Consider the following 24,640-nt stretch of genomic DNA (forward strand, 5'->3'; position numbering starts at 1 on the left):
TTCCCTTTTGATGTGCCTCGAAGGATGGATATGAAACGAAGTATTGTCTGGCTGGCCTCCTACCCGAAATCCGGCAATACGTGGATGCGGATTTTCCTAGCCAACTATCTGTCTGACGCGCAGAAGCCGCTTCATATCAACCAGATACAACGGTTCGGGTTCGGGGATTCCAAGCCGGACCAGTACACCGCGGCGGCGGGCCGGCCCGTGGACTTCACGAGCCCGGAAGCGACATTGCAGCTGCGCGACCGAGTGCTTCAGCGGATCGTTGCCAACAATGCGGACGTGAATTTCGTCAAGACGCATAACTGCCGGAACGTGGCCTTCGGGACCGAGCTGATTCCGCCGCGGTTCACGCGGCAGGCGATCTATATCCTGCGCAATCCGCTGGACATGCTGCTGTCCTATGCCCGACACTACGGGCTGAGTCATGCCGAAACCGCAGAGGCGATCGGTCGGACGGACAATGCAAATTCGCCGGACGAGACGACGACTTGGCAGTTCCTGGGAAGCTGGAGCGACCACGTCAAGGACTGGACCCAGGGCGGGGCCTTTCCGGTGCTGGCGCTGCGCTACGAGGACCTGTTGGAAGACCCGCAAACGCATTTCGTCAAGACGCTGGAGTTCATGGGGGTGCCAGTGGTGCCCGAGCGGCTGGACCGCGCGATCCGTTTCGCCAGCTTCGACGAGTTGAAAAAACAGGAAGACGCGGGCGGGTTCACCGAAAAGTCGCCCCATTCCGAACGGTTTTTCGCCAAGGGACAGGCGGGACAGTGGAAGGACGAACTGGACCCGGCATTGGTGACGAAGGTGCGCCGGGAGCATAAGCGGATGATGAAGAAACACGGGTACTACAGTGTCTGACCTGCAGCGGATCATCTGGCTGGCGTCGTTCCCCAAATCGGGCAATACGTGGCTGCGCAGCCTGCTGGCGCATTATTTCATGCCGCCGGGAATGGCGCCCGATATCAATAACTTGCGCCAGTTTACGACCGCCGACATCCGGCAGGATTTCTTCGATGCCGCGAATGGCGGGACCTTTCACGGAAAGACCATCGACGATTGGCTGCGCGTGCGCACCAAGGCGATACACATGATTGCCGGGGCCAAGCCGGGCAAGCACTTCGTCAAGACACACTGTACACCGATCCGGGTTGGAAGCGTGGACCTGATTCCCCCCGCCGTCACGGCCGGGGCGCTTTACATCATGCGCAATCCGTTCGATGTGGCACCCTCCTTTGCGCGTCACACCTCGGTGTCGCTGGATGAGGCCATTGCCAAGATGTGCGACCCGGAAAACGTGATGGGAACCTCGACCGGAATCCTTGATGCGCTGGGGCGGTGGGATGATCATGTGACCCGCTGGGCCACGGTGCCGGGAATGCCGCGGCACCTGATCCGTTACGAGGACATGCTGGACAAGCCCGCCAAGACCACGGAGCGGTTGCTGGACTTTCTGAGCGTCAAGCCGGATCGGCCGAAGCTGGCCCGCGCGATCAAGGCCACCAGTTTCGAGGCGCTGAAGAAACAGGAAGAAAAGCACGGTTTCACCGAGCGGCCCGAGGGGATGAAAAGCTTTTTCGCCAAGGGCAGGGCAGGCGGCTGGAAAGACGACCTGACGCCGGCGCAGGTGGGGCGCATCCGGGAGGCCTTCGCGCCGGTGCTGGAGCGGTGGTATCCCGAGATGCTGGATGAGACTGCGGAATTTGCCAGGTCCGCCTGATGCCAGCCGCATGAGCGTTGTGCCATAAGCGCCTGTTTCACATGGTTTTCAGGCTGGGCGCAGTCCGAGTATCTCGCGCGTCTGGGCAAGGGTGGCGACGGGCCTTTCGTATTTCGCGCAAAGCTCTGCCGCGCGGGTTATCAGCGCGGCGTTCGACGGCGCGAGCGTGTCGCGGTCGAGCCGCACGTTGTCTTCCAGCCCTGCGCGGGTGTGGCCGCCCGCGGCGATGGCCCATTCGTTGACCACCACCTGATTGGCGCCGATGCCCGCGGCGCACCAGTTGGCCCGCGGCGCGCGGTCCCGCATGGTCTTCACGTAGAAGTCGAATACGGCCTTGTCGGCGGGCATGGCGTTTTTCACGCCCATGACGAACTGGACATAGAGCTTGCCGGGCAGGGTACCCGCCTCGTGCCGGGCGATGGCCTGAAGGATGTGCGAGAGATCGAACGCCTCGACCTCGGGGGTGATGTCGTGGGCGGTCATCTCGGACGCGAGCCAATCGACGAGGTCGGGCGGGTTCTCGTAGACGCGACTGGGAAAGTTGTTGGAGCCCACCGAGAGCGAGGCCATGTCGGGGCGCAAGGGGAGCATCCCGCCGCGCGCCTTTCCGGCGCCGGAGCGCCCGCCGGTGGAGAACTGGATCACGACGCCGGGGCAGTGTTTCTCCAGCCCTTCCTTGAGCGCGGCGAATTTCCCGGGGTCGGAGGAGGGCGATTCGTCCTCGTTGCGGACATGCGCGTGGATGATGCTGGCCCCGGCCTCGACCGCCGCGTGGCTGCTTTCGATCTGCTGGGAAACGGTGATCGGTACCGCCGGGTTGTCGGAGGTGCGCGGCACCGAACCGGTTATGGCGCAACACAGGATGCAGGGTTTGCCGGAGATGTCGGACATCGGGGGTCTTTCCGTTATATTTCAGTACGATACGTGCGCGAGCTGAGCCGGCGTGCGGCCCGCCGACAAGCGAGCGGCGTCACTCCATCCGCATGGCTTCGGTTTCGATCATGATGTCGACCGTGTCGCCCACCATGCCGTTCTCGACGCCGTAGGTCATGCCGAATTCACTGCGCTGGATGCTTGTCTGCATCGACAGACCGAGCGTGAACCGCTCGTGGCCAAAGGGATATTCCGCGGCCTTGTTGAGCGTCACGTTCAGCGTCACCGGTCGGGTCTCGCCGAGAATGGTCAGTTCGCCTTCGACGGTGCCTTCCGTCTCGGAGCTGGCAGTGCCGCCATCGGTGGTAAAGGTGATCTCGGGGTGGTTGGAGACATCGAGGAAATCCGCCTTGCGCACATGCTCGTTGCGGCCCTCGTGGAAGGTATCGACGCTGGTGGCGGCGATGGTGACGCTGACCTCGCCCAGTTCGTTGGTTTCGGCATCGTAGTCGAAGCCGCCCTCGACCCCCGGGAAGATGCCGAGTGTCTTGGCATAGCCGATATGGTCGACGGTGAAATAGACGGTGGTATGGCTTGCATCGAGCTCGTAGCGGGCCATTTCGGCCTGTGCGAGGACCGGCAGCGTGGCGAGCGGGATCGCGGCGAGCAGGGAAGTCGGGAATTGAAGTGACATGGGGTCTCCTGTCATGTGCAGCGTATGATAGGTTAATGTGCGAATGGTAATGCAAGACGTGGTTGCAGCAACGGGGAAAAGCCGGACGGATGGCCTGCGCCTGCGTTGTGCCAGCTGGAACGTGCATCGGGCGAAGGGCGCGGACGGGCGGGTCGACCCGGACCGGGTGCGCGCGGCGATCGCCGGAGCGCTGGTGCCGGAGGCGCCTGATGTGCTGGCGTTGCAGGAGGCCGATGCGGAGTGCCGGCCGCATGAAAGCATCCTCGATATGGCGGGGATCGCATCGGATAGCGGGCTGGTCTGGCAGCATGAGGACCCCGAGATGCGCTGGGGGCCGCAGAGCGACGGGTTCCTGGGCACGATTCTGTTCCTGCATCCGCGGCTGGAGGTCGGTCATCGCGACGTGATCGACTTGCCGGGGCATTGTCACCGCGGCGCGGTGGTGGTGGAGGCGCAGGTGGACGGCCTGCGCGTGCGGATCATGTCGATGCACCTGTCGCTGTCACAGCCGTTGAGGGTGGTGCAGATGCGGATCGTGGGGCAGTACCTGCGCCGGCGTCCCATCATGCAGACGATCATGATGGGCGATTTCAACGAATGGCGACCCTGGGGCGGGCTGATGTTCAATGGCCGGTTGGTGGGAAGGCGGTTTCACGGGGCCGCACCGCGCAGTTTTCCCGCACACAGACCGCTGCTGCCGCTGGACCGGATCCTGACCGACAGGGCCGGGGCGGTGTCGGATGTGCGGGTGATCGCCACCGATCAGACGCGGGCGGCGTCCGATCACCTGCCGATCCGGGGCGAGGTTCTTATATCCGCGTCGGAATTGAGCCCGCGACGCTGAAAGATTTGTGATCTGGTCGCCGGTTTCGTGCGTTCTACTTAAATGCAGAACGCGCAAGGATAATCATGGTCGACATAACCCCGCATAAAAGGACCGCGACGCTGACGGTTCGTCCGCCGATGGCGGAAGTCATCGTGATCGCGGCGGCGATGGCGCTTGGATTGGCCGCGTTCGCAGCGGCGGTACTGCCGTCGCCGGGCTGGGCGTTGGGGGCGTTTGCCCTGTGCGTGGGGCTGGTGGTTCTGGGCTTGCGGCGCAATTATCCGCACGCGGTGTTCGGCTTGTGCAACACGGTCACGCTGGGGCGCGCGGCGCTGTTGTCGCTTTTGGCCGCTGCGCTGTTCGACGCCGGAGCGGTATCGCCGTGGCTGGTGTTCTGGGTCGGACTGACGATCCTGTCGCTGGACGGCGTGGACGGCTGGCTGGCGCGGCGGTCGCAGCTGAAATCCGACTTCGGGGCGCGGTTCGACATGGAGGTCGATGCGGCACTGGGCGCAGTGCTGGCGCTGTGGCTGCTGCTGTCGGGCCGGACGGGCGCGGAGATACTGATGCTGGGGTTCATGCGCTATGTCTTCGTGCTGGCGGGGCTGGCATGGCCGCTGCTGCGCGGCGCGTTACCCGAATCGATGCGGCGCAAGACCATCTGCGTGGTGCAGGTCGGGACCTTGATCGTGCTGACGTGCCCGCTGATTTCGCCAGGCATCGCCGGTCCGGTCGCGCTGGTGGCCTCGATGCTGCTGGTGCTGTCCTTTGCCATCGATACCGCCTGGCTGGTGCGACACCGCCGATGATCCGTGCCCTGATCCTGATTGCCGCGGCGGGCGTAATGTTCTGCGTGCTGGCCCTGCCCAACCATCCGGGTCAGATGAGCTATGCCGGGATGGCCTATTGGCCGATCGAGTTGTCGGTGCTGCTGTTCGCAATGATGGCGCTGGGAGGGACGCGCGGCGTGGCGTCGGGGCTGGCGCTGGTCATCGTGGCGGTCACGCTGCTGAAACTGGCGGACCTGGGGAGCTTCACGGCCTATAACCGGGCCTTCAACCCGATATCGGACCTGTTCCTGGTCGAGGCGGGTTTCGGCCTGTTGAGCGACAGTATCGGGACCGCGAGCGCGAGCCTGGTGGTCGTGGGGAGCATTCTGGCGACGGTGCTTGTCTATATGCTGCTGCGCGGCGGGCTGAAGGCGTGGGGCCGGCTCTACCTGCCGGGGCCGGCACGGGCGGCTGCATTGGTGGCGGCGCTTGCGACCGGCGGCTGGGCGGTGGCGGATACAGGTCACCACCTGGGCTACTGGACGTTCGAGCAAAGTCCGCCCGGATCAGCCCGGACCACGCGCGTGGCCGTCGCCCGCATCGGCGACGCGCGCGAAACGGTGGCGGACCTGGCACGGTTCCGGCAGACGGCGGAGGCCGATCCGATGCGCGACATCGCGGGTGCGTTCGACCGGCTGGAGGGGCGCGATATCCTGCTGATCTGGGTCGAAAGCTATGGGCGCGCCAGCATCGACAACCCGGAATACGCCCCGACCCACGTAGCCACGCTGCGCCGTGCCGAGCAAGAGATCGCAGCGGCGGGGCTGGAGATCAAGAGCGGCTGGCTGACCTCGCCCACCGCTGGCGGGCAAAGCTGGCTGGCACATGGGGCGTTCGGCAGCGGGCTCTGGACGCCGGACAACGCGCGCTATGGCGCGATGATTGCAAGCGGGCAGAAATGGCTGTTCCAGCTGGCCGCAGAGGCGGGCTATCGCACCGCCGCGGTGATGCCGGCGATCACGATGGCCTGGCCAGAAAGCGCCGCGATGGGGTTCGAGCGCGTGTTCGAGGCCAAGGACATCCCCTATGATGGGGCGCCGTTCAACTGGGTCACGATGCCCGACCAGTTCACGCTGGCAACCTATGGTGACCTGTTGCCCGACGATCCACGCCCGGATTTCATCCAGGTTGCGCTGATCTCGTCGCACGCGCCGTGGACGCCGGTTCCTAAAATGCTGCCATGGGGCGCGATCGGCGACGGCACAGAGTTCAACGAGATGGCCGCGAAAGGACCGACGCCCAAAGAATTGTGGAAGGACCGGGACGCGGTGCGCGACGCCTATCGCCGGTCGGTGGACTATTCGCTGAACGCGGTCTTTTCGCACGTGGCACGTCTGGGGGAAGCGGCACCGCTGGTGATCGTGGCCGGAGACCACCAGGCGGCCGGCTTCGTGGCAGGCAGCGAGAACCGGGACGTACCGGTACACATGATCGCGCCGCCTGACGTTCTGGCGATGATCGACGGCTGGGGATGGAGCGAGGGAATGGTTCCGGCCTCCGACCTCGAGGCGTGGCGGATGGACGGGTTCCGCAACGAGTTCATCCGGGCCTTTTCCTCGATCGAGCAGATCGCGGGGGTGGCGCGATGAAGATGTGGGTGATCAAGCTTCTGGTCTCGGCGGCGTTGATGGCCGCGATGCTGTGGTGGACCGACACCGCCCAAGTGGGCGCACGGCTGGCGCGGGCCGATTGGGGGTGGCTGGCGGTGAGCCTTGCGGCGTTGACGCTGGCGACGCTGTCGATGGCGCGGCGGTGGCAATTGACGGCGCAGGCGCTGGAGATACCGATCGGGTTCGGCGCGGCGGTGCGGGAATACTACGTGGCACAGCTGATCAACTCGGTCCTGCCCGGCGGTGTGCTGGGCGATGTGGGGCGCGCGGTGCGGGTGCGGCGGCAGGCCGACCTTGCACGTGCCGGGCAGTCGGTGGCGGCAGAGCGGCTGATGGGGCAGGTGGCGATGTTCGCTTTGTTGGCGCTGGGGCTGATCGGGGCGGTGCTGGTGCCCGGCGGGATTGCGTGGCCCGGCGGGGTGTGGGCGCTGCTGGTCGCGCTGCCGGTGCTGTGCGCCGTGGCGCTGTGGGGCGCGCGGCGGTTCGAAACGACCCGGTCCTTTCCGGCGCTGGTGTGGCGCCTGATCGGGCACCAGCGGATCGTCGTGCACGCGCTGCTGGGAGCGCTTTTGCTGGTTCTGGGCCTTTATGCCGCGGCGCGGGCCACCGGATCGGTCATTCCGCCGGAAGGGCTGTTCACGGTGTTGCCGCTGGTCTTCTGCGCGATGCTTGTGCCGCTGTCGGTCGCGGGCTGGGGCTGGCGCGAGGGGGCGGCGGCGGCGCTTTTTCCGCTGATCGGGCTGGATGCCAATGCGGGGGTGGCGATGGGTATCTGCTATGGCGCAATGATGCTGGTGTCCGCCTTGCCGGGGCTGGCGTTCCTGTGGGTGCCGGGCGGTGTGCGCGCGGCTCCGGAAAGGGCAGGGCCGTCATGAGCCGCGCGGTGTTCGCCATTCCCGGAGACAAGGATCAGCGCACGGGCGGCTACGTCTATGACGCGACGGTTCTGGACCGGCTGAACGCGATGGGCTTCGACACGGCGCATCTGGAATTGCCAGGCAGTTTCCCCGTGCCCTCCGCGGCGGACATGCAGGCCACGTTCGATGCGCTGGCCGCCGTGCCGCGCGGTCGCCCGATCATCGTGGACGGGCTGGCTCTGGGAGCGATGGACCCCGCCCGGATGGCCGCGATCGCGGCACCCGTGGTGGGCATGGTGCACCATCCGCTGGGCCTGGAAAGCGGGCTGGAGCCGGGGCGGGCGCGGGCGCTATTGCGCAACGAGGCCGAAGTGCTGGACCGCGCGGCGCATGTGATCGTGCCGAGCGCGCATATCGCCGGAACGGTGATGCGGGAGCTTGGAGTTGCGCGCGACAAGGTCACGGTCGCGCATCCGGGGTTCGAGCGGACAATAGACGCGGTAGGATCCCACACGAAGAAGGCGGAGCCGCCGCTGATCCTGTCGGTGGGGCTGTTGGCGCGGCGCAAGGGGCATGACGTGTTGCTGGAGGCGCTGAGCCGGTTGAAAGCGCTGGACTGGCAGGCCGAGATCGTCGGCAAGGCGCATGACGCCGAGACCGCGCGGGCGCTGGAGGCGCAGGCCGCCAAGCTGGGTTTGCAGGATCGCGTGACCTTTGCAGGGGAGGTCAGCGCGGGGGCGTTGCAGGACGCCTATGCCCGCGCCAGCCTGTTTGCGCTGGCCACGCGGTACGAAGGCTATGGCATGGTTCTGAGCGAAGCGATGCTGCACGGCCTGCCGGTGGTGTCGTGCCGGGTGGGCGCGGTACCGGAGACGGTGGGGGAGGCCGCGCTGCTGGTGGCGCCGGACGACCCCGGCGCGCTGGCCGGTACGATCGAGCGGTTGCTGACAGACCCCGGTACGGCGGAGCACTACGCCGCCGCCGCGCAGGCGCGGGCGCAGTCCCTGACCGGCTGGGATCACACCGCACGCATTTTCGCCGGCGTTCTGGAACGGATTGGCTCATGAGCCGGTTAACATATCGGAAAAAAGCGGCTTTTGCGCCGCATCACTTCAGGAAACGGAAGTCTTATGTTCGCTGTTGAAGTCCGCGATCACATCATGATCGCACATTCCCTGCCATCCCCGGTCTTCGGCCCCGCACAGGGCCTGCACGGAGCGACCTTTGTTGTCGATGCCGCGTTTTATACCGAGGACCTGGACGAAAACGGGCTGGTCGTGGATATCGGTCTGGCGACCGAAGCGCTTAATGCCGCGCTGGAGCCGCTGAAATACGGTAACCTGGATGACAAGCCCGAGTTCGAGGGCAGGATCACCACCACCGAATTCTTGTGCCACCACATCTGGGCGCAGCTTCGGGATCGGGCGAAATCGGAAGGGCTTGGCGACGGCGGGCGAGTCAAGCGCATCCGGGTCCAGCTTCATGAAAGCCATGTGGCGCGTGGGTGGTATGAATCAGATATCTGACACACAGTTTCAGGCCGATTGGCTGAGCCTGCGCGAGGCGGCGGACCACGCGGCGCGGGACGCGACGCTTTTGGCGCGCGCCGCGGATTGCGTGCGGCCGGGAATGCGCGTGCTGGACCTTGGCAGCGGCACCGGATCGACCGCGCGGGCCTTTGCGGCAGCGGGCTACGACAGGCTGGAGTGGTGTTTTCTGGACACCGACGCGGAGCACTTGCAAGTGGCCAAGGCGCGCCACCCGATGGCCGACTGCGTCCAGGCCAGTGCGTGGGACGTGGACGGCCTGCCGCTGGAGCATGTGGGGCTGGTGACGGCTTCGGCCCTGTTGGACCTGATGAGCATCGGCTGGGCCGACGCGCTTGCCGAAAGGCTGGGGGATGCGGGGCTGCCGTTCTACGCCGCCTTGAGTTTTGACGGGCGGATGCGGTGGGATCCGCCAGGGGCGGCAGAGGCCGATGTGATCGCGGCGTTCAACCGGCATCAGCAGGGCGACAAGGGCGGACAGGCGGCGATGGGCCCGGAGGCCGCGAAGCTGACCGCGAAGGCGTTCGAGGCGCGGGGCTTCGCGGTGACGCTGGCCGACAGCGTCTGGCGCCTCGGGCCGGACGACGCGGCCTTGCAGGCCGAGTTCGTGAACGGCGTGGGCAAGGCGGCCGCGGAGGCCGGAGAGGCCAGGGCGGATCGCTGGGCGGAGACAAGGCGCGGGGCGGCGGGTCATACCGCGCTGAGCGTCGGGCACAGGGACCTTCTGGCGCTCCCGCCGCAACACCGGGCCGGGCAGGATGATCGGAGTAAAGCATGGAAATGATTGATGTCACCCCAAGGGTCTGGGCCCGTATCCTGGCCGCACGCAAAGACGAGGCGTGCCTGTGCTGCGGCGACTGGAACTCGGGCGAACGCGCGGCGCTGACGCTGTATGGCGGCATGACGCGCACGGTGTCGGGGCAAAGCGTGATCGCGCAGATCGGGCAGTCCCTCGACGGGCGCGTCGCCACCGAGTCGGGCGACGCGCAGGACATTTCGGGCAAGGACGGGCTGGCTCACTTGCACCGGCTGCGCGCGCTTGCCGACGCGGTGGTGATCGGTGTGAAGACGGCGCTGCATGACAACCCGCGCCTGACCGTGCGGCTGGCCAAGGGGCGCAATCCGGCACGGGTGGTGATCGACCCCCACGGCCGCTTGCCCAACGATGCCGGCCTGCTGCGCGACGAAAGTGCCCGGCGGATCGTGATCCAGGCGGTGGACAAACCCCGCCCCGAAGACGTGGAGGTGATACGGCTGCCGCGTGGCGAATGGATCTCGCCGGGCCAGATCCTGGCCGCGCTGCGGGGGCTTGGCCTGGATCACGTTCTGATCGAGGGCGGCGGGATCACCATCGCGCAGTTCCTGGAGGCGGGCCTGTTGACGCGGCTGCACGTGGCCGTGGCGCCGCTGCTGATCGGGGCCGGGCCGACCGGGCTGAAGACGTCGCCCGTGCCCTGCCTGGCCGAGGCGTTGCGTCCCAAGACCGAGGTGTATGGCCTGGGGTCCGACGTGCTCTTCGATTGTACGTTGGCACCGGCACCGCCGGCGCAGGTGCTGTGGCCGCATCGCGTGCGCGAACGTCCCGCGCTGCGGCACTGAAGGAAATGCCCCCATGCCAGATACCCCAACCGATAGTCCGAAAGTACCGCACATGTCCCCAGTTCCTCAAAGCCTTCTTCCCAGTGTCGCCGAACGCCTGAGCCGGGTGCAATCAGACCTGCGGCTTGGGCTGCCATGCCTTCTGACAGATGGGCCGGTTCGCGCCGTGGCGGTGGCGGCCGAGACACTGACACAGGCGCGGCTGGACGCGTTGCGCGACCTTTTCGGTGTGCCGGAGCTGGTTTTGACGGGCAACCGGGCCAGGGCCGCGATGGCGCCCGTGCAAAGTGCCGACATCTGGGATCTGCCGGTGCGGATCCGTCCGCCGGAACAGGCCGACCTCGCCTGGTTCATGCGGCTGGCCGATGCCGGGCAGGATACCGCGGGTCCGGTCGCGCCGCTGCACCGGGTAAGGGACCGGGAGGCGCGCCTGCACGGGCTGGCGCTGAGCGTGGTGAAGTCGTCGGAACTGCTGCCTGCGGCGCTGATCTTCGCGCTGGCCGACGACCGGGCGATACCCGAGGGGCTGAGCATGACGGCGGTCGACCTGGCCGAGGCATTGAGCCATTTCGCGCAGACACCCGCGCTGTCGCCGGTGGCCGCGGCCGGCCTGCCCGTCGAGGCGCATGACAGCGGCAAGCTGCACGTTTTCCGCGACCCCGATGGCCGGACAGAGCACTATGCGTTCGAGATCGGCACGCCAGATCCGGCACGCCCGGTGCTGGCGCGGCTGCATTCGGCGTGCTTCACCGGGGATGTGCTGGGCAGTCTGAAATGCGATTGCGGGCCGCAGCTTCGCGCGGCGATGCTGCGCATGGGCGAGGAGGGCGCGGGCCTGCTGCTTTACCTCAACCAGGAAGGGCGCGGAATCGGGCTGGCCAACAAGATGCGGGTCTATGACCTGCAATCGCGGGGGCTGGACACGGTGGATGCCAATCATGCGCTGGGGTTCGAGGATGACGAGCGAGATTTCCGCGTGGCGGCGGTGATGCTGCGTAACCTTGGCTTCGGGGCGGTGCGGCTGCTGACCAACAACCCCGCCAAGGTGCACACGTTCCGGGCGCAGGGGATCGAGGTTGTCGAGCAATTGCCGCTGCGGGTCGGCAAGAACCTCCATAACAGCGGTTATCTGGCGGTGAAGGCGCTGAAATCCGGACACGCGCTGTGAGCGACGGCGTGGCCAGGGCCCTTTGGATCACCGGCGCGGGTGCGGTCGCGATGCGCGAGACCGCGTTCAAGGCCGGGCCGGGCATGGCGGAGGTCGAAACGCTTTATTCGGGGATCAGCCGGGGCACGGAACGGCTGGTTTGGAGCGGCGGCGTGCCGGAGAGCGAGCACGAGACGATGAAGGCGCCGTTCCAGGAAGGCGATTTCAGCTTTCCGGTGAAGTATGGCTATGCCGCCGTGGGCCGCGTGGCGGAAGGTTCGGGCAAGGGGCAGACCGTCTTTGTCTTGCACCCGCACCAGGATCGGTTCGCCGTGCCGCAGGAGGCCGCCGTGCCGGTGCCCGAGGGCGTGCCGGCCAAGCGTGCGGTGCTGGCCGCCAACATGGAAACCGCCCTCAACATCGTTTGGGATTCCGGCGTGTCGGCCGGCGACCGGGTGACGGTCGTCGGGGCGGGCGTTGTCGGCGCTCTGACGGGATATCTGTGCGCAAGGATGCCGGGGGCGGAGGTGTGCCTCGTGGATGTCGACGCGGGAAAGGCGGCCCTGGCCAAGGCCATGGGCTGCGACTTCGCGGCGCCGGGACAGGCGGCGGGCGAGCGCGACGTGGTGGTCCACGCCTCGGCAAGCGCGGAGGGGCTGGCGACGGCGATCGGGCTGCCGGGAATGGAGGCGACCATCGTCGAGGCCAGCTGGTTCGGGACGCGCCGGCCCGAGGTGCCGCTTGGCGGAGCGTTTCACCAGCGTCGCCTGCGGATCGTCGGTAGCCAGGTGGGACAGGTGCCGCCCGGGCGCCGGGCGCGCTGGAGCTATCGCCGCAGGTTGGAAAAGGCGCTGGACCTTTTGGTTGACCCCGCGCTGGACGTGCTGATTTCGGGCGAGACGGCGTTCGACCGCCTGGAGGAGGACTATGGCGCGATACTGGAGGATGCGGCCACGCTTTGCCACCGGGTCCGGTACGGGCCGGCGCGAGCGTGACCGGTCAGGCGCGCAGGCCGCGCACAACGCTGGTGAGTGCGAAGAAGATCGCCGCGACGCAGACGATTGAGGGCCCCGCCGGCGTGTCGAGCAGATAGGCCGAGTGCAGCCCCGCCACGGCGGAGACCGCGCCGATGACGGCGCCGAACAGGGCCATCTGTTCGGGCGTGTGCGACAGTGGCCGGGCGGCGGCGGCCGGGATGATCAGCATCGCGGCGATCAGCAGAACGCCGACCACCTTGATGGCCACAGCCACCGTGATGGCGAGCGCCAGGGTGAGGATCAGCTGCTCGCGGCGCGGGTCGATGCCGCTGGCATGGGCGAGATCCGGGCTGAGGGTCGAGGTCAGGAGCGCGGACCAGCGCCAGCCGATCAGGGCCACCACCAGCACCGCGCCGCCCCAGATAACCGCGAGATCGCCGCGCGAGACCGCAAGAATGTCCCCGAAGAGATAAGCCATCAGGTCGATCCGGATGCCCGAGAGGAATGACACCGCCACTAGCCCGAAGGCCAGCGCGGAATGCGCCAGCACGCCCAGAAGCGTGTCCATCGCGTAGCCGCGGCCGGTCAGAACGGTGACGGTGAGGGCCATGGCCAGCGCCACGGCCACGGCGCCGGCGAAAATCGAGATCTGCAAGGCCAGCGACAGCGCCACGCCGAGGATCGCGGCATGGGCCGTGGCGTCGCCGAAATAGGCCATGCGCCGCCAGACGACGAAGCTGCCCAGAGGAGCGGCGGCGCAGGCCACGCCGATGCCGGCCAGTGCGGCGCGGGTCATGAAATCGTCCAGCATCATTCGGCAGCCTTCGTCGTGGAGTCGTCGTGCGCGTGGTCGTGACCGCAGGTGGCGTCATGGCTGTGGTCATGGTCGTGCCGGTAGAGCGCCAGCGCGCCCCCGGTGCCGGTGCCGAACAGGGCCTGGTACTCGGGGGCCGCCGAGACGATCTCGGGCGTGCCTTCGCAGCAGACATGTCCGTTGAGGCAGATCACCCTGTCGGAGGCGCTCATGACCACGTGCAGTTCGTGGCTGATCATCACAACGGCGCAGCCGGTCGCGGCGCGAACTTCTTCGATCTGGCGGTAAAAGGCGGCAGACCCGGGCTGGTCGAGACCCTGCGTCGCCTCGTCGAGCAGGAGCAGGTTGGGCTGTCCGATCAGGGCGCGGGCCAGGAGGATGCGTTGCATCTGACCGCCCGACAGGCCCGACATCTGCCGGTTCGACAGGTCGGGCACGCCGGCGCGGTCGAGGGCGGCGGCGATCTGGGCCGGGGTCGCGCCGCCGGGCAGGCGCAGGAAACGCGACACGGTCATCGGCAGTGTCGGGTCGATATGCAGCTTTTGCGGCACGTAGCCAATGCGCAGCCCGGCGCCACGCTCGATCCGGCCCGAGGCCGGCGTCACCGCGCCGATGAGCGCGCGCAGCAAGGTCGTCTTGCCCGAGCCGTTGGGGCCGACCACGGTGAGGATCTCGCCGGGGTCGATTTCCAGGCTCACGTCGCGCAATACCTTAGTGGCGCCGTAGCCGACGCTGATGTTCTGGACGGAGACGAGGCTCATGTCCCGGCCTTCTCCGAGCAGGCGGGGCAGAGGCCCTCGGCCTCGACGACGGTCCGCTCGATCCGAAAACCGGCGGCGCGGGCGGCATCGCCCAGGGCGCCGCGGGCCGGGGTGGCCTGCGCCTCGGCGACCGAATCGCAGCTTCGGCAGATCATGAAGGCGGGCGAGTGGTTCGCGCCGGGATGGGCGCAGGCGATGAAGGCGTTGAGCCGTTCGATCTTATGCGCGAACCCGTGGCCGACGAGAAATTCCAGCGCGCGGTAGGCGACCGGCGGCTGCGAGCCGAACCCGGCCTCGCGCAGGGCATCAAGCATCTCGTAGGCACCCAGTGCCCGGTGTTCGCGCAACAGGATTTCAAGCGCCTTGCGCCGGACCGGCGTGAAGCGCAGGCCCTCGCGGGCGCAATGCGCCTCGGCCTCGGCAATGGCGGAGGCGATGCAACTGGCGTGGTCATGCGTCTCGAACCCGACCGGGTCGGTCGGCGGCGTGTCTTCTGATCTTGCGCTACTTGTCATAGTATAACAGTTCGTGTATCCGATAGGAAATGTTATACAATCACAAGAGGTCGCCAATGTCCAGAAACCTTCTTCCCTTGTCCGCCGCGGTCGCTGTTCTGGCCGGACCCGCCTTGGCCGAGGCACCGCAAGTGGCGGTGGATATCGCGCCGGTGCATTCGCTCGTGGCGCGGGTGATGGATGGGGTGGGCGAGCCCGTTCTGATCGTAGCGCCGGGCGCCAGTCCGCATGAATACAGCCTGCGCCCGTCGGAAGCGGCGGCGATGCAGGACGCGGACGTGGTGTTCTGGATCGGTCCGGACCTGACGCCCTGGCTGGAAGATGCGCTGGGCACGCTGTCGGGCGAGGCGCGGGTGGTGACCCTGATGGAGGCGGATGGCACGGTCGAGTTGCCGGTCCGCGAGAATGCTTTGTTCGAGGCGCATGACCATGGCGACCACGGGGACGAAGGCCATGACGACCACGCGCATGATCACGGGCACGAAGACGACGCCGCGCATGAGCACGCCGAGCATGACCACGAGGAGCATGAAGAGGCGGGCCATGACGAGCACGCCGACCATGACCACGAGGCGCATGAAGAGGCAGGCCATGACGACCATGCCGAGCATGACCACGCAGATCATGCGGACCATGGTCATGACGAGCACGCAGAGCACGACGAGGACCATGCCGGACACGGGCACGCGCACGGAGATCACGACCCGCACGCCTGGCTGTCGCCCGACAATGCGGCCACCTGGCTGAACGCGATTGCGGCCTCGCTGTCGGCGGCCGATCCCGACAATGCCGGGGCTTATTACGCCAACGCCGCGGCCGGGCGCGAGGAGATCGACAGCCTGAAGGCCGAAATCGACGGTATTCTCGAGCCCGCGCGGGATGGCAGCTTTATCGTCTTCCACGACGCCTATCAGTATTTCGAGGCGGCGTTCGATCTGACGGCGTCGGGTGCGATTTCGGTTTCCGATGCGTCGGACCCCAGCCCGGCGCGGGTGGCGGAGATCCGCGACAGGGTCAGTGAGGCCGGGGTGACCTGCGTCATGTCGGAGCCGCAATTCTCCCGGGGCATCGTGGAGGCTGTCACGGACGGAGCCGCGGTGAATGTCGGCGTGATCGACCCGTTGGGATCGGATCTGGAGCCCGGAGTGCAGCTTTATCCGCAGCTTTTGCGTAACCTTGCGACGGCGCTGGCGGAGTGCCTCTGACCCGGGTCAGGTGCCGGTCAGAAGCTGGTAGCCGGGGGTCGTGATTGCCTTGACTGTGGTGATGGGGGCGTCCTCGATCCAGGTGGTGCGCTCGATCACCAGAAGGGCTGCGCCCGGCTCGGCCTCCAGCAGGTCGGCCAATCGAGTGTTGGCGGAGATGGCGTAGAACCGCAGGTCGAGCCGTGTATAGGGCTTGTTCAGAACCAGCCATTCGTTCGCGCTCTGGCCGGTGAAATCGAGGTTTTGCACTTCGGGGGAGGTTTCGGGACAGATCCAGCGGTCCTCGAAAATGTAAGGGCGTCCGTCGGACAGGTGCAGCGCCTCGACGCGAAGCATCGGACGGGATGCCCCGAGCCCGAAGGCGGCGACGACGCCGCGCGGCGCCGGGGCCATGCGGCGGCGGATCAGCTGATATCCATAGCGCGCGCCGCTCTGTTCCACCTCGCGCCTTGTGATGGGAATGTCGAGCGTGGCGCGGGTGACAGGTTCGGCCCGGACCCGCGTGCCGCCCTTGCGGCGGCGTTCCACGAGGCCGCTGTCGGAGAGATCCTGCATCGCGCGCTGGACAGTGGAGCGGGCGCAGCTGAGATCTTCGGCGATGTCGGCGTCGCGGGGCAGGCGGTCTCCGGGGCCGTAGCGGCCGGTGAGGATCTGTTCGTGGATCCGGTCGCGGACTTCCCTCCACGACAGGCGGGACTCGGAGGTCATATGTCCTGTCCCAGCGTGGTGACGACGTCGAGGAAAGTGCGCGTGATGCGGTCGCGGTCGACGTGGCGGCCGTCCTCGACCATGTGACGGCCCGCGCTCCAGACATCGGTGACGCACGCGCGGCCGCGACCGGAGAAGATCAGGCTGTCGAGGACCGCGTCGCCGGTGCGGTTGCACAGGAACTCGTTGTCGGTGGAGACCGCGATGAGATCGGCCAGCTGGCCTTCGGCGATCTGCCCCGAAGCGCGGCCAGCCGCCTGCGCCCCGGCGCGGGAGGCCGCGTCGAAAAGCACGCGGCCGGTGGAGTGGTCCGCCGTGGCCATCGCCGCGCGGCTGCGGTCGCGCAGGCGTTGGGAATAGTCGAGCGTGGCCAACTCCTCCCACAGGGCGATGTGGATGTTGGAATCAGAGCCGATGCCGAACCGGCCCCCGGCGTCGCGATAGGTGGTCCCGTTGAAGATACCGTCGCCAAGGCTGGATTCGGTGATGGGGCAGAGTCCGGCCACGGCGCCGGTTTGCGCCAGGGCGGTCGTTTCGGCGTCGGTCATCTGGGTGCAGTGGATAAGGCACCATCGGTCGTCGACCGCCGCGTTGTCCAGCAGCCATTCGTCCGGGCGGGCGCCGTGGTGGGCCTCGACCTCCTCGACCTCGGCCACCTGTTCGGCGAGGTGCATGTGGATCGGGCCGTCGGGGCAGATGGCCTGCGCCTGGGCCAGCGCCTCGGGCGGGACGGCACGCAGGGAATGGGGCGCGACGCCGATGGCGAAATCCTCGGGTCCGTTGGCCACCAATGCGGCGCTGTCGGCGTGCAGCCGGGCGAAAAGGTCGGGATCGCTGCCGAAGCGGCGCTGTCCGCCTTGCAGCGCGCGCCCGTCGCAGCCGCCTTGCATGTAGTGCACCGGCAGAAGCGTGAGGCCGATGCCGGTATCCTGCGCCGCCTGCGTGATACGCGCGGCCATTTCGGCCAGGTCGGCATAGGGTTTGCCGCCGATGTCGTGATGCAGATAGTGGAATTCGGCCACCGCGCCGTAGCCGGCCTCGAGCATTTCCATGAAGACGAGCTCCGCGATGGCCTGAACATGATCGGGCGTGAGGCGGTCTAGGAAACGGTACATCAGTTTCCGCCATGTCCAGAAGCTGTCGCGCGGGTCGGGGCCGCGGGTTTCGGTCAGCCCGGCCATGGCGCGTTGAAAGGCGTGGCTGTGCAAATTGACCGGAGCAGGCAGCAGCAGGTCGACAGGCTGCGCGTCCGGCGAAGGGCTGCGGGAGATTCGCGTGATGCGGCCCTGCTCGATGGTGAGGCAAAGGTCGCTGACCCAGCCATCCGGAGTAAGGGTCTGGCGAGACTGGATTTCCTGCACGGGCGATCTCCATTGACAAAATATGTACCTACATATTACCGTTATGTAGCCCGCTTTGCAAGGAAGGTCACGATGCCGGATCACCTGACGATCACCAATGCCACCGTTGCGACCATGGACGGTTCCGAAGATGGCTATGGCCTGCGTCGCAACGCGGTGGTGCAGGTGCAGGGCGAGCGGATAGACTGGATCGGGCCGATGGCCGAGCTTGCCGAGTTGCCGCAGGACGCGCAGGTGATCGATGCCGGAGGGCGGCTTTTGACGCCCGGACTGATCGACTGTCACACCCATATCGTGCATGGCGGCAATCGCGCGCGGGAATTCGAGATGCGCCTCGAGGGGGCGAGCTATGAAGAGGTGGCGCGCGCCGGGGGCGGGATCGTCTCGACCGTGACGGCGACGCGGGAGGCGGACGAGGATCTGCTGCTGGCGCAGGCGCTGACACGGGCCGATGCGCTGATTGCGGAAGGGGTCACGACGATCGAGATCAAGTCGGGTTATGGCCTTGATATAGAAACGGAACTCAAGATGCTGCGCGTGGCGCGCGCGGTGGGCGAGGCGCGTCCGGTCCGGGTGGTGACATCTTTCCTGGGTGCGCACGCGGTGCCCAAGGGGACGGATGCGGACAGTTATATCGACGAGATCTGCCAGCCCGCCTTGGAGGCGGCCCATGCCGAAGGGCTGGTCGATGCGGTGGACGGCTTCTGCGAGGGGATCGCGTTCGACACCGCCCAGATCGCGCGGGTGTTCGACAAGGCCGCGGCGCTGGGTCTGCCAGTCAAGCTGCATGCCGAGCAGCTGAGCAGTATCGGCGGGACGAAGCTGGCGGCGGAGCGCGGTGCGCTGTCGGCGGATCACGTGGAGTATGCGAGCGAGGATGACGCCCGGGCGCTGGCCGAAGCGGGCAGCGTGGCGGTCTTGTTGCCCGGGGCATTCTACACGCTGCACGAGACGCAAAAGCCGCCGGTCGCGGCGTTCCGCACGCATGGCGTGCCGATGGCGGTGGCGACGGACTGGAACCCCGGATCGTCGCCGATGGGCTCGGTTCTGCTGGCGATGAACATGGCTTGCACGCTGTTCGGCCTGACCCCGGCCGAGGCTTTGGCGGGCACGACGCACCATGCCGCGCAGGCGCTGGGGCTATATGACCGGGGCGAGATCGCGCCGGGGATGCGGGCGGACCTGGCCATCTGGGATGTCGAGGAACCGGCGGAGCTGAGCTATCGCATCGGGGTGAACCCGCTGCACAAACGGATATTCGGAGGCCGGACATGACCCTGACGCTGGTGCCGGGAGAGACCCGGCTGGACACGCTGGAGCAGCTGTGGCGCGAGGGTGTGGCGGCGGTGCTGACACCGGATGCGCGACCTGCCATTGAGGCGGCGGCAGGGCAGGTCGCGGAAGCGGCGCGCGGGAATGTGCCGGTCTACGGGGTGAACACCGGGTTCGGCAAACTGGCCTCGGTGCGGATACCGCCCGAGGATGTGGAGACGTTGCAGCGCAACCTGATCCTCAGCCATTGCTGCGGCGTGGGCGAGCTGCTGGAGCCTGAAACCACGCGCCTGATGATGGCGCTGAAGCTGCTGTCGCTGGGGCGTGGCGCCTCGGGCGTGCGGTGGGAGATCTGTGCGCTGATCGAGGGGATGCTGGCGCGGGGCGTGGTTCCGGTGATCCCGTCGCAAGGGTCGGTGGGTGCGTCGGGCGACCTTGCCCCGCTGGCGCATATGGCCGCCGCGATGATCGGCGAGGGCGAGGCGCTGCTGGACGGCGTGCGGATGCCCGCCCGCGATGCGTTGAAGCAGGCCGGGCTGACGCCCGTGGTGCTGGGGGCCAAGGAAGGGCTGGCGCTGATCAACGGCACGCAGTTTTCTACCGCCTGCGCAATGGCGGCGCTGTTCGACGGCGTGCGCGCGCTTCGCGCGTCGATCGTGACGTCAACGCTTTCGACCGACGCGATCATGGGATCAACCCAGCCTCTGCAACCGGAGATACACAGTCTGCGCGGCCATGCCGGACAGATCGACGTGGCCACCGCCATGTCGGCACTGATGGCGGGCAGTGAGATCCGGGAGAGCCATCGGGAAGGCGATAGCCGGGTGCAGGATCCGTATTGCATCCGCTGCCAGCCGCAGGTGGCGGGGGCGGCGCTGGACCTGCTGCGCTTTGCCGCGAAAACGCTGGAGATCGAGGCGAATGCCGTCACGGACAATCCGCTGGTGATCGAGGCGGGGATCGTCTCGGGCGGGAATTTCCATGCCGAGCCGGTGGCCTTTGCCGCCGACCAGATCGCGCTGGCGCTGTCGGAGATCGGGGCCATCGCGCAGCGGCGGGTGGCACTGATGGTGGACCCGGCGCTGAGCCATGACCTGCCGCCATTCCTGACGCCCGCGCCGGGGCTGAATTCGGGCTTCATGATCGCCGAGGTGACGACGGCGGCGCTGATGAGCGAGAACAAGCACCTGGCCAATCCGTGCTCGACCGATAGCACGCCGACCTCTGCCAACCAGGAGGACCATGTGAGCATGGCCGCCCATGGCGCGCGGCGGTTGCGCCGGATGAACGCGAACCTGTCGATGATCCTGGGCGTCGAGGCGCTGTGCGCGGCGCAGGGGATCGAGGCGCGCGCGCCGCTGGTGACGTCGCAAGCCTTGCAACGCGCGATTTCGACGATCCGGGCGGAGGTGCCGCGGCTGGAAGAAGACCGGATGATGGCGCCCGACATGGAGCGGGCAGCGGCGCTGGTCCGCGAGGACGCGCTGGCGCGCGAGACGGGCGTGGAGGTCGGGCTGTGAGTTTTCTCGAGGTGACGCGCGGGCAAAGCCCGCTGGTTCTGGGATTGCCCCATACGGGCACGGATGTTCCCGGTGATATCGCCGCAGGGCTGAACGAGACCGGGCAAGGGCTGGCCGATACGGACTGGCATATTCATCAGCTTTACGCCGGGCTGGTGGGCGACGTGACCACGGTGCGCACGACCATCCACCGCTATGTCATCGACGTGAACCGCGACCCGGAGGGTGTGAGTCTCTATCCCGGTCAGAACACCACGTCGCTGTGCCCGGTGACCGATTTCGACGGGCAGCCCATATGGCGCGAGGGGGCGGAACCCGACGAGGCCGAGATCGCGCGGCGGCGGGAGGCATATCACGCGCCCTATCACGCGGCGTTGATGGCTGAGCTGGAGCGAGTGCGCGGGATACACGGGTTCGCGGTACTTTATGACTGCCATTCGATCCGGTCGGAGATACCCTATCTTTTCGACGGGACGCTGCCTGATTTCAACGTCGGAACCGACGAGGGCCGGACCTGTGCGGCACCGATCCAGACGCTTGTGTATGGGGTCTGCGAGGCGGCCGAAGGGTACAGCGCCATCCTGAACGGGCGGTTCAAGGGCGGCTGGACAACGCGGCATTACGGCCGGCCCGAGGAGGGCCTGCACGCGATCCAGATGGAACTGGCGCAGTCCACCTACATGCAGGAAAGCCCGCCGTGGGAGTATGCGCCTGATCGCGCCGACCGTCTGCGCCCGCATTTGAAGACCATTCTCGAAGATCTGATACGTTGGAGGCCCGAATGACCAATCCCCGCCATAACCTGCGCGACATCTACCCGCCGACCGGCACCGAGATCACCGCCAAGAGCTGGCAGGCCGAGGCGGCGATGCGGATGCTGATGAACAACCTGCACCCCGACGTGGCCGAGAACCCTCATGAACTGGTGGTTTATGGCGGCATCGGGCGTGCCGCGCGGACATGGGATGATTTCGACCGGATCGTTGCCGGGCTGAAGGATCTGGAGACGGACGAGACGTTGGTGGTGCAGTCGGGCAAGCCTATCGCCATCGTGAAGACCCATGCGGACGCGCCGCGCGTTCTGATCGCCAATTCCAATATCGTGCCGCATTGGGCCAACTGGGACCATTTCAACGAGCTCGATAAAAAGGGTCTTATGATGTACGGCCAGATGACGGCCGGGTCGTGGATCTATATCGGAAGCCAGGGCATCGTGCAGGGCACCTACGAGACCTTTGCCGAAGCCGGGCGTCAGCATTACGACGGCGACCTGACGGGCAAGTGGATTCTGACCGGCGGCCTGGGCGGCATGGGCGGGGCACAGCCCTTGGCCGCGGTGATGGCGGGCGCGTGCTGTCTGGCGGTGGAGTGCAACCCGGACAGCATCGATTTCCGCCTCCGCACGCGGTATGTGGACGAGAAGACCGACAGCCTGGACGCGGCGCTGGAGATGATCGACCGCTGGACCAAGGCGGGCGAGGCCAAGTCGGTCGCGCTGCTGGGCAATGCGGCGGATATCTTTCCCGAAATCCAAAAGCGCGGCGTGCGGCCCGATATCGTGACCGACCAGACCAGCGCGCATGACCCGGTGAACGGCTACCTGCCGCAGGGGTGGAGCATGGCCGAGTGGCGCGAGAAGCGTGAGAGCGACCCCAAGGCGGTCGAAAAGGCCTCGCGCGCGTCGATGAAGGTGCATGTGAAGGCGATGGTGGATTTCTGGAATGATGGCGTGCCGACGTTGGATTACGGCAACAACATCCGGCAGGTGGCGCAGGAAGAAGGGCTGGAGAACGCCTTTGCCTTCCCCGGTTTCGTGCCGGCCTATATCCGGCCCTTGTTCTGCAAGGGGATCGGGCCGTTCCGCTGGTGCGCGCTGTCGGGCGACCCCGAGGATATCTACAAGACCGACCAGGCGATGAAGGAGTTGTTCCCCGAGAATGAGAAGCTGCACACGTGGCTGGACATGGCCCGTGAGCGGATTTCCTTCCAGGGGCTGCCTGCGCGGATCTGCTGGATCGGGCTGGGCGACCGGCACCGGGCCGGGCTGAAGTTCAACGAGATGGTGGCGAGTGGCGAGTTGAAGGCGCCGATCGTGATCGGTCGAGATCACCTCGACAGCGGCTCGGTCGCCAGTCCGAACCGCGAGACGGAAGCGATGAAGGACGGATCGGACGCGGTGAGCGATTGGCCCTTGCTGAACGCGTTGGTGAACACCGCGAGCGGCGCGACCTGGGTCAGCCTGCATCACGGCGGCGGTGTCGGCATGGGGTTCAGCCAGCACGCGGGCGTCGTGATTGTGGCCGACGGGACCGAGGAGGCCGCGAAACGGCTGGAGCGGGTGCTGTGGAACGACCCGGCGTCGGGTGTGTGGCGCCATGCGGATGCGGGTTACGAGACCGCGATCGACTGCGCGAAGGATCACGGCTTGCGTCTGCCCGGCATCCTGGGGAACTGAGTTATGGACAGGGCCGACAGCGTCAGGGATGCAGCTTGCCAACTGTGGCGACGCGCGTGCCATGGCACGGAAATTAATCAACCGCGCCCGAGATCGGACCTCGGGCCGGCGCCGCTTGCTGCAAACCGCTTTGCGGCCTTGAAAAACCGCAGCTTCGGCGCGACTGCTGGGAAAACGTGCGAGGCGCCTCTATGAAACAATACCAAACACCACCAACCAACAAGGAGAGACCCATGGATAGACGTAAATTTTTGACGACCGCCGCCATCGGCACCGCCGCCGCGCCGCTGGCCACCCCGGCCATCGCGCAGGACGTGCAGCAATGGAAGATGGTCACGGCATGGCCCAAGAACCTGCCTGGCCCCGGTGTCGCCGCACAGATGCTGGCCGACCGGATCACCACCCTGTCGGGCGGGCGGATCGAGGTGAAGCTGTTCGCCGCGGGCGAACTGGTCCCCGGGCGCGGCGTGTTCGACGCCGTCAGCGAAGGCACGGCGGAGCTATATCACGCGGTGCCGGCCTATTGGGGCTCGAAATCCAAGGGAATCCTTCTGTTCGGCTCGCAACCCTTCGGCCTGCGCGCCGATGAGCAGGTGGGCTGGCTGTATCACGGTGGAGGACAGGCGCTCTATGACGAGATGTACGGCCAGTTCGGCATCAAGCCGTTCCTGTGCGGCAACTCGGGCCCGCAATGGGGTGGATGGTTCCGCAACGAGATCAACTCGGTCGAGGATCTGAAGGGGCTGAAGTTCCGCACCACGGGCCTTGCCTCCGAGATGTGCGCCAAGCTGGGCATGGCGGCCGAGGCAATGGGCGGGCCGGACATGTTCCAGGCGTTGCAGACCGGCGCATTGGACGCGGGCGAGTTCATCGGGCCCTGGACCGACAGCGCGCTGGGCTATCAGCAGGTGGCCAAGAACTATTACTGGCCCGGCGTGGGCGAGCCGTCCTCGGCCGAGGAATGCGGCGTGAATGCCGAGGTGTTCGGCGCATTGTCCGACGACCTGAAAGAAGCGGTGTCGGTGGCGTGCGAAAGCCTCTACAACCCGGTCTGGACCGAGTACACCACCAAGCACGCGGCCTCGTTGAAGAAACTGGTCGAGGAAGACGGCGTGCAGGTCAAGAAGTTCCCGCAAGAGGTGATCGACGCCATGGGCGAGGCCGCCAAGGAAGTGATCGACGAATTGCGCCAGGACGACGACGAACTGGTCAAGCGGATCACCGAAAGCTTTGTCGCCTATCGCGACAGCATCGGGGCCTACATGACCTATGCCGACAACGGGCAGATGAATGCCCGCGCCGAGGTGATGGGCTACTGAAACATCGGGCGCGCGGGGGCAACCTCG

At 66.7% G+C, this 24,640-nt stretch carries 25 protein-coding genes; 18 read left to right on the forward strand and 7 right to left on the reverse strand.

The window, feature by feature from the left end:
• Positions 1–30 precede the first annotated feature (30 nt).
• Both ACSQ76_RS07720 and ACSQ76_RS07725 read left to right on the forward strand, forming a co-directional pair.
• Entirely contained in the window at positions 31–864 is an 834-nt protein-coding gene (locus tag ACSQ76_RS07720) for a sulfotransferase domain-containing protein (RefSeq protein ID WP_437156109.1), read from the forward strand.
• Positions 857–1,723, forward strand: coding sequence for a sulfotransferase domain-containing protein (locus ACSQ76_RS07725; RefSeq protein ID WP_437156110.1), 867 nt, complete (start codon positions 857–859; stop codon positions 1,721–1,723). The genes ACSQ76_RS07720 and ACSQ76_RS07725 overlap by 8 nt, the downstream gene beginning before the upstream one ends.
• Positions 1,724–1,771: 48 nt before the next feature.
• On the opposite strand, the gene ACSQ76_RS07730 is transcribed toward ACSQ76_RS07725, so the two are convergent.
• Together ACSQ76_RS07730 and ACSQ76_RS07735 are read right to left on the reverse strand one after the other, a co-directional pair.
• Positions 1,772–2,614 (reverse strand): 3-keto-5-aminohexanoate cleavage protein, encoded by an 843-nt coding sequence (locus tag ACSQ76_RS07730; protein WP_437156111.1) that lies wholly within the window; start codon positions 2,612–2,614, stop codon positions 1,772–1,774.
• 79 nt (positions 2,615–2,693) lie between these two features.
• Entirely contained in the window at positions 2,694–3,290 is a 597-nt protein-coding gene (locus ACSQ76_RS07735) for a YceI family protein (RefSeq protein ID WP_437156112.1), read from the reverse strand.
• Positions 3,291–3,339: 49 nt separating this feature from the next.
• On the opposite strand from ACSQ76_RS07735, the gene ACSQ76_RS07740 reads away from it, so the two are divergent.
• From ACSQ76_RS07740 to ACSQ76_RS07785, 10 genes are all read left to right on the forward strand, one after another.
• Positions 3,340–4,134: an endonuclease/exonuclease/phosphatase family protein gene (locus ACSQ76_RS07740; RefSeq protein ID WP_437156113.1), complete on the forward strand. Its 795-nt coding sequence runs from the start codon at positions 3,340–3,342 to the stop codon at positions 4,132–4,134.
• Positions 4,135–4,199: 65 nt separating this feature from the next.
• The gene (locus ACSQ76_RS07745; protein ID WP_437156114.1) at positions 4,200–4,925 is read left to right on the forward strand and encodes a CDP-alcohol phosphatidyltransferase family protein; all 726 of its coding nucleotides are present in this window, start codon (positions 4,200–4,202) and stop codon (positions 4,923–4,925) included.
• Positions 4,922–6,535: a sulfatase-like hydrolase/transferase gene (locus ACSQ76_RS07750; protein ID WP_437156115.1), complete on the forward strand. Its 1,614-nt coding sequence runs from the start codon at positions 4,922–4,924 to the stop codon at positions 6,533–6,535. The genes ACSQ76_RS07745 and ACSQ76_RS07750 overlap by 4 nt, the downstream gene beginning before the upstream one ends.
• Positions 6,532–7,431: a lysylphosphatidylglycerol synthase transmembrane domain-containing protein gene (locus tag ACSQ76_RS07755; protein ID WP_437156116.1), complete on the forward strand. Its 900-nt coding sequence runs from the start codon at positions 6,532–6,534 to the stop codon at positions 7,429–7,431. Before ACSQ76_RS07750 ends, ACSQ76_RS07755 begins: the two co-directional genes overlap by 4 nt.
• The gene (locus tag ACSQ76_RS07760; RefSeq protein ID WP_437156117.1) at positions 7,428–8,480 is read left to right on the forward strand and encodes a glycosyltransferase family 4 protein; all 1,053 of its coding nucleotides are present in this window, start codon (positions 7,428–7,430) and stop codon (positions 8,478–8,480) included. Before ACSQ76_RS07755 ends, ACSQ76_RS07760 begins: the two co-directional genes overlap by 4 nt.
• A 93-nt stretch (positions 8,481–8,573) precedes the next feature.
• Complete coding sequence (locus ACSQ76_RS07765; protein WP_437156118.1) at positions 8,574–8,939, forward strand: 6-pyruvoyl trahydropterin synthase family protein; 366 nt, start codon at positions 8,574–8,576, stop codon at positions 8,937–8,939.
• The gene (locus ACSQ76_RS07770) at positions 8,923–9,744 is read left to right on the forward strand and encodes a class I SAM-dependent methyltransferase (RefSeq protein ID WP_437156119.1); all 822 of its coding nucleotides are present in this window, start codon (positions 8,923–8,925) and stop codon (positions 9,742–9,744) included. Before ACSQ76_RS07765 ends, ACSQ76_RS07770 begins: the two co-directional genes overlap by 17 nt.
• Positions 9,735–10,559, forward strand: a complete 825-nt coding sequence (locus ACSQ76_RS07775; RefSeq protein WP_437156120.1) for a RibD family protein — start codon at positions 9,735–9,737, stop codon at positions 10,557–10,559. The genes ACSQ76_RS07770 and ACSQ76_RS07775 overlap by 10 nt, the downstream gene beginning before the upstream one ends.
• 52 nt (positions 10,560–10,611) lie before the next feature.
• A complete protein-coding gene (locus tag ACSQ76_RS07780; RefSeq protein ID WP_437156121.1) occupies positions 10,612–11,727 on the forward strand; it encodes a GTP cyclohydrolase II in 1,116 nt (371 codons plus the stop codon).
• Positions 11,728–11,735: 8 nt separating this feature from the next.
• Positions 11,736–12,701 (forward strand): zinc-dependent alcohol dehydrogenase, encoded by a 966-nt coding sequence (locus ACSQ76_RS07785; RefSeq protein ID WP_437156122.1) that lies wholly within the window; start codon positions 11,736–11,738, stop codon positions 12,699–12,701.
• A 4-nt stretch (positions 12,702–12,705) separates the two neighbouring features.
• Here the strand turns inward: ACSQ76_RS07785 and ACSQ76_RS07790 are convergent, their stop codons facing one another.
• The 3 genes from ACSQ76_RS07790 to ACSQ76_RS07800 are packed head-to-tail and all read right to left on the reverse strand — an operon-like array spanning position 12,706 to position 14,773.
• Positions 12,706–13,494: a metal ABC transporter permease gene (locus ACSQ76_RS07790; RefSeq protein WP_437158176.1), complete on the reverse strand. Its 789-nt coding sequence runs from the start codon at positions 13,492–13,494 to the stop codon at positions 12,706–12,708.
• Positions 13,494–14,258 carry an ATP-binding cassette domain-containing protein gene (locus tag ACSQ76_RS07795; protein ID WP_437156123.1) on the reverse strand — a complete coding sequence of 255 codons (765 nt, stop codon included), beginning with the start codon at positions 14,256–14,258 and terminating at the stop codon, positions 13,494–13,496. The genes ACSQ76_RS07790 and ACSQ76_RS07795 overlap by 1 nt, the downstream gene beginning before the upstream one ends.
• Positions 14,255–14,773, reverse strand: a complete 519-nt coding sequence (locus ACSQ76_RS07800; RefSeq protein ID WP_437156124.1) for a transcriptional repressor — start codon at positions 14,771–14,773, stop codon at positions 14,255–14,257. Before ACSQ76_RS07800 ends, ACSQ76_RS07795 begins: the two co-directional genes overlap by 4 nt.
• Before the next feature lie 56 nt (positions 14,774–14,829).
• Between ACSQ76_RS07800 and ACSQ76_RS07805 the strand changes: the two genes are divergently transcribed.
• Complete coding sequence (locus ACSQ76_RS07805; RefSeq protein WP_437156125.1) at positions 14,830–15,978, forward strand: metal ABC transporter solute-binding protein, Zn/Mn family; 1,149 nt, start codon at positions 14,830–14,832, stop codon at positions 15,976–15,978.
• Between the two features lie 6 nt (positions 15,979–15,984).
• Here the strand turns inward: ACSQ76_RS07805 and ACSQ76_RS07810 are convergent, their stop codons facing one another.
• Positions 15,985–16,686, reverse strand: a complete 702-nt coding sequence (locus ACSQ76_RS07810) for a GntR family transcriptional regulator (protein ID WP_437156126.1) — start codon at positions 16,684–16,686, stop codon at positions 15,985–15,987.
• Complete coding sequence (locus ACSQ76_RS07815; RefSeq protein ID WP_437156127.1) at positions 16,683–18,047, reverse strand: formimidoylglutamate deiminase; 1,365 nt, start codon at positions 18,045–18,047, stop codon at positions 16,683–16,685. The genes ACSQ76_RS07810 and ACSQ76_RS07815 overlap by 4 nt, the downstream gene beginning before the upstream one ends.
• A 72-nt stretch (positions 18,048–18,119) precedes the next feature.
• Here ACSQ76_RS07815 and hutI point away from each other — a divergent pair, with 72 nt between their 5' ends.
• The 5 genes from hutI (at position 18,120) to ACSQ76_RS07840 (ending at position 24,613) form a co-directional block, all read left to right on the forward strand.
• Positions 18,120–19,322 (forward strand): imidazolonepropionase, encoded by a 1,203-nt coding sequence (gene hutI / locus ACSQ76_RS07820; protein WP_437156128.1) that lies wholly within the window; start codon positions 18,120–18,122, stop codon positions 19,320–19,322.
• A complete protein-coding gene (hutH, locus tag ACSQ76_RS07825) occupies positions 19,319–20,839 on the forward strand; it encodes a histidine ammonia-lyase (protein ID WP_437156129.1) in 1,521 nt (506 codons plus the stop codon). The genes hutI and hutH overlap by 4 nt, the downstream gene beginning before the upstream one ends.
• Positions 20,836–21,624: an N-formylglutamate deformylase gene (gene hutG, locus ACSQ76_RS07830; RefSeq protein WP_437156130.1), complete on the forward strand. Its 789-nt coding sequence runs from the start codon at positions 20,836–20,838 to the stop codon at positions 21,622–21,624. Before hutH ends, hutG begins: the two co-directional genes overlap by 4 nt.
• The gene (hutU, locus tag ACSQ76_RS07835) at positions 21,621–23,294 is read left to right on the forward strand and encodes a urocanate hydratase (RefSeq protein ID WP_437156131.1); all 1,674 of its coding nucleotides are present in this window, start codon (positions 21,621–21,623) and stop codon (positions 23,292–23,294) included. Before hutG ends, hutU begins: the two co-directional genes overlap by 4 nt.
• A 233-nt stretch (positions 23,295–23,527) precedes the next feature.
• Positions 23,528–24,613: a TRAP transporter substrate-binding protein gene (locus tag ACSQ76_RS07840; RefSeq protein WP_437156132.1), complete on the forward strand. Its 1,086-nt coding sequence runs from the start codon at positions 23,528–23,530 to the stop codon at positions 24,611–24,613.
• Positions 24,614–24,640: the final 27 nt, after the last annotated feature.

The sequence above is a fragment of the Roseovarius sp. B08 genome (assembly GCF_051417955.1).
Lineage (GTDB): Bacteria > Pseudomonadota > Alphaproteobacteria > Rhodobacterales > Rhodobacteraceae > Roseovarius.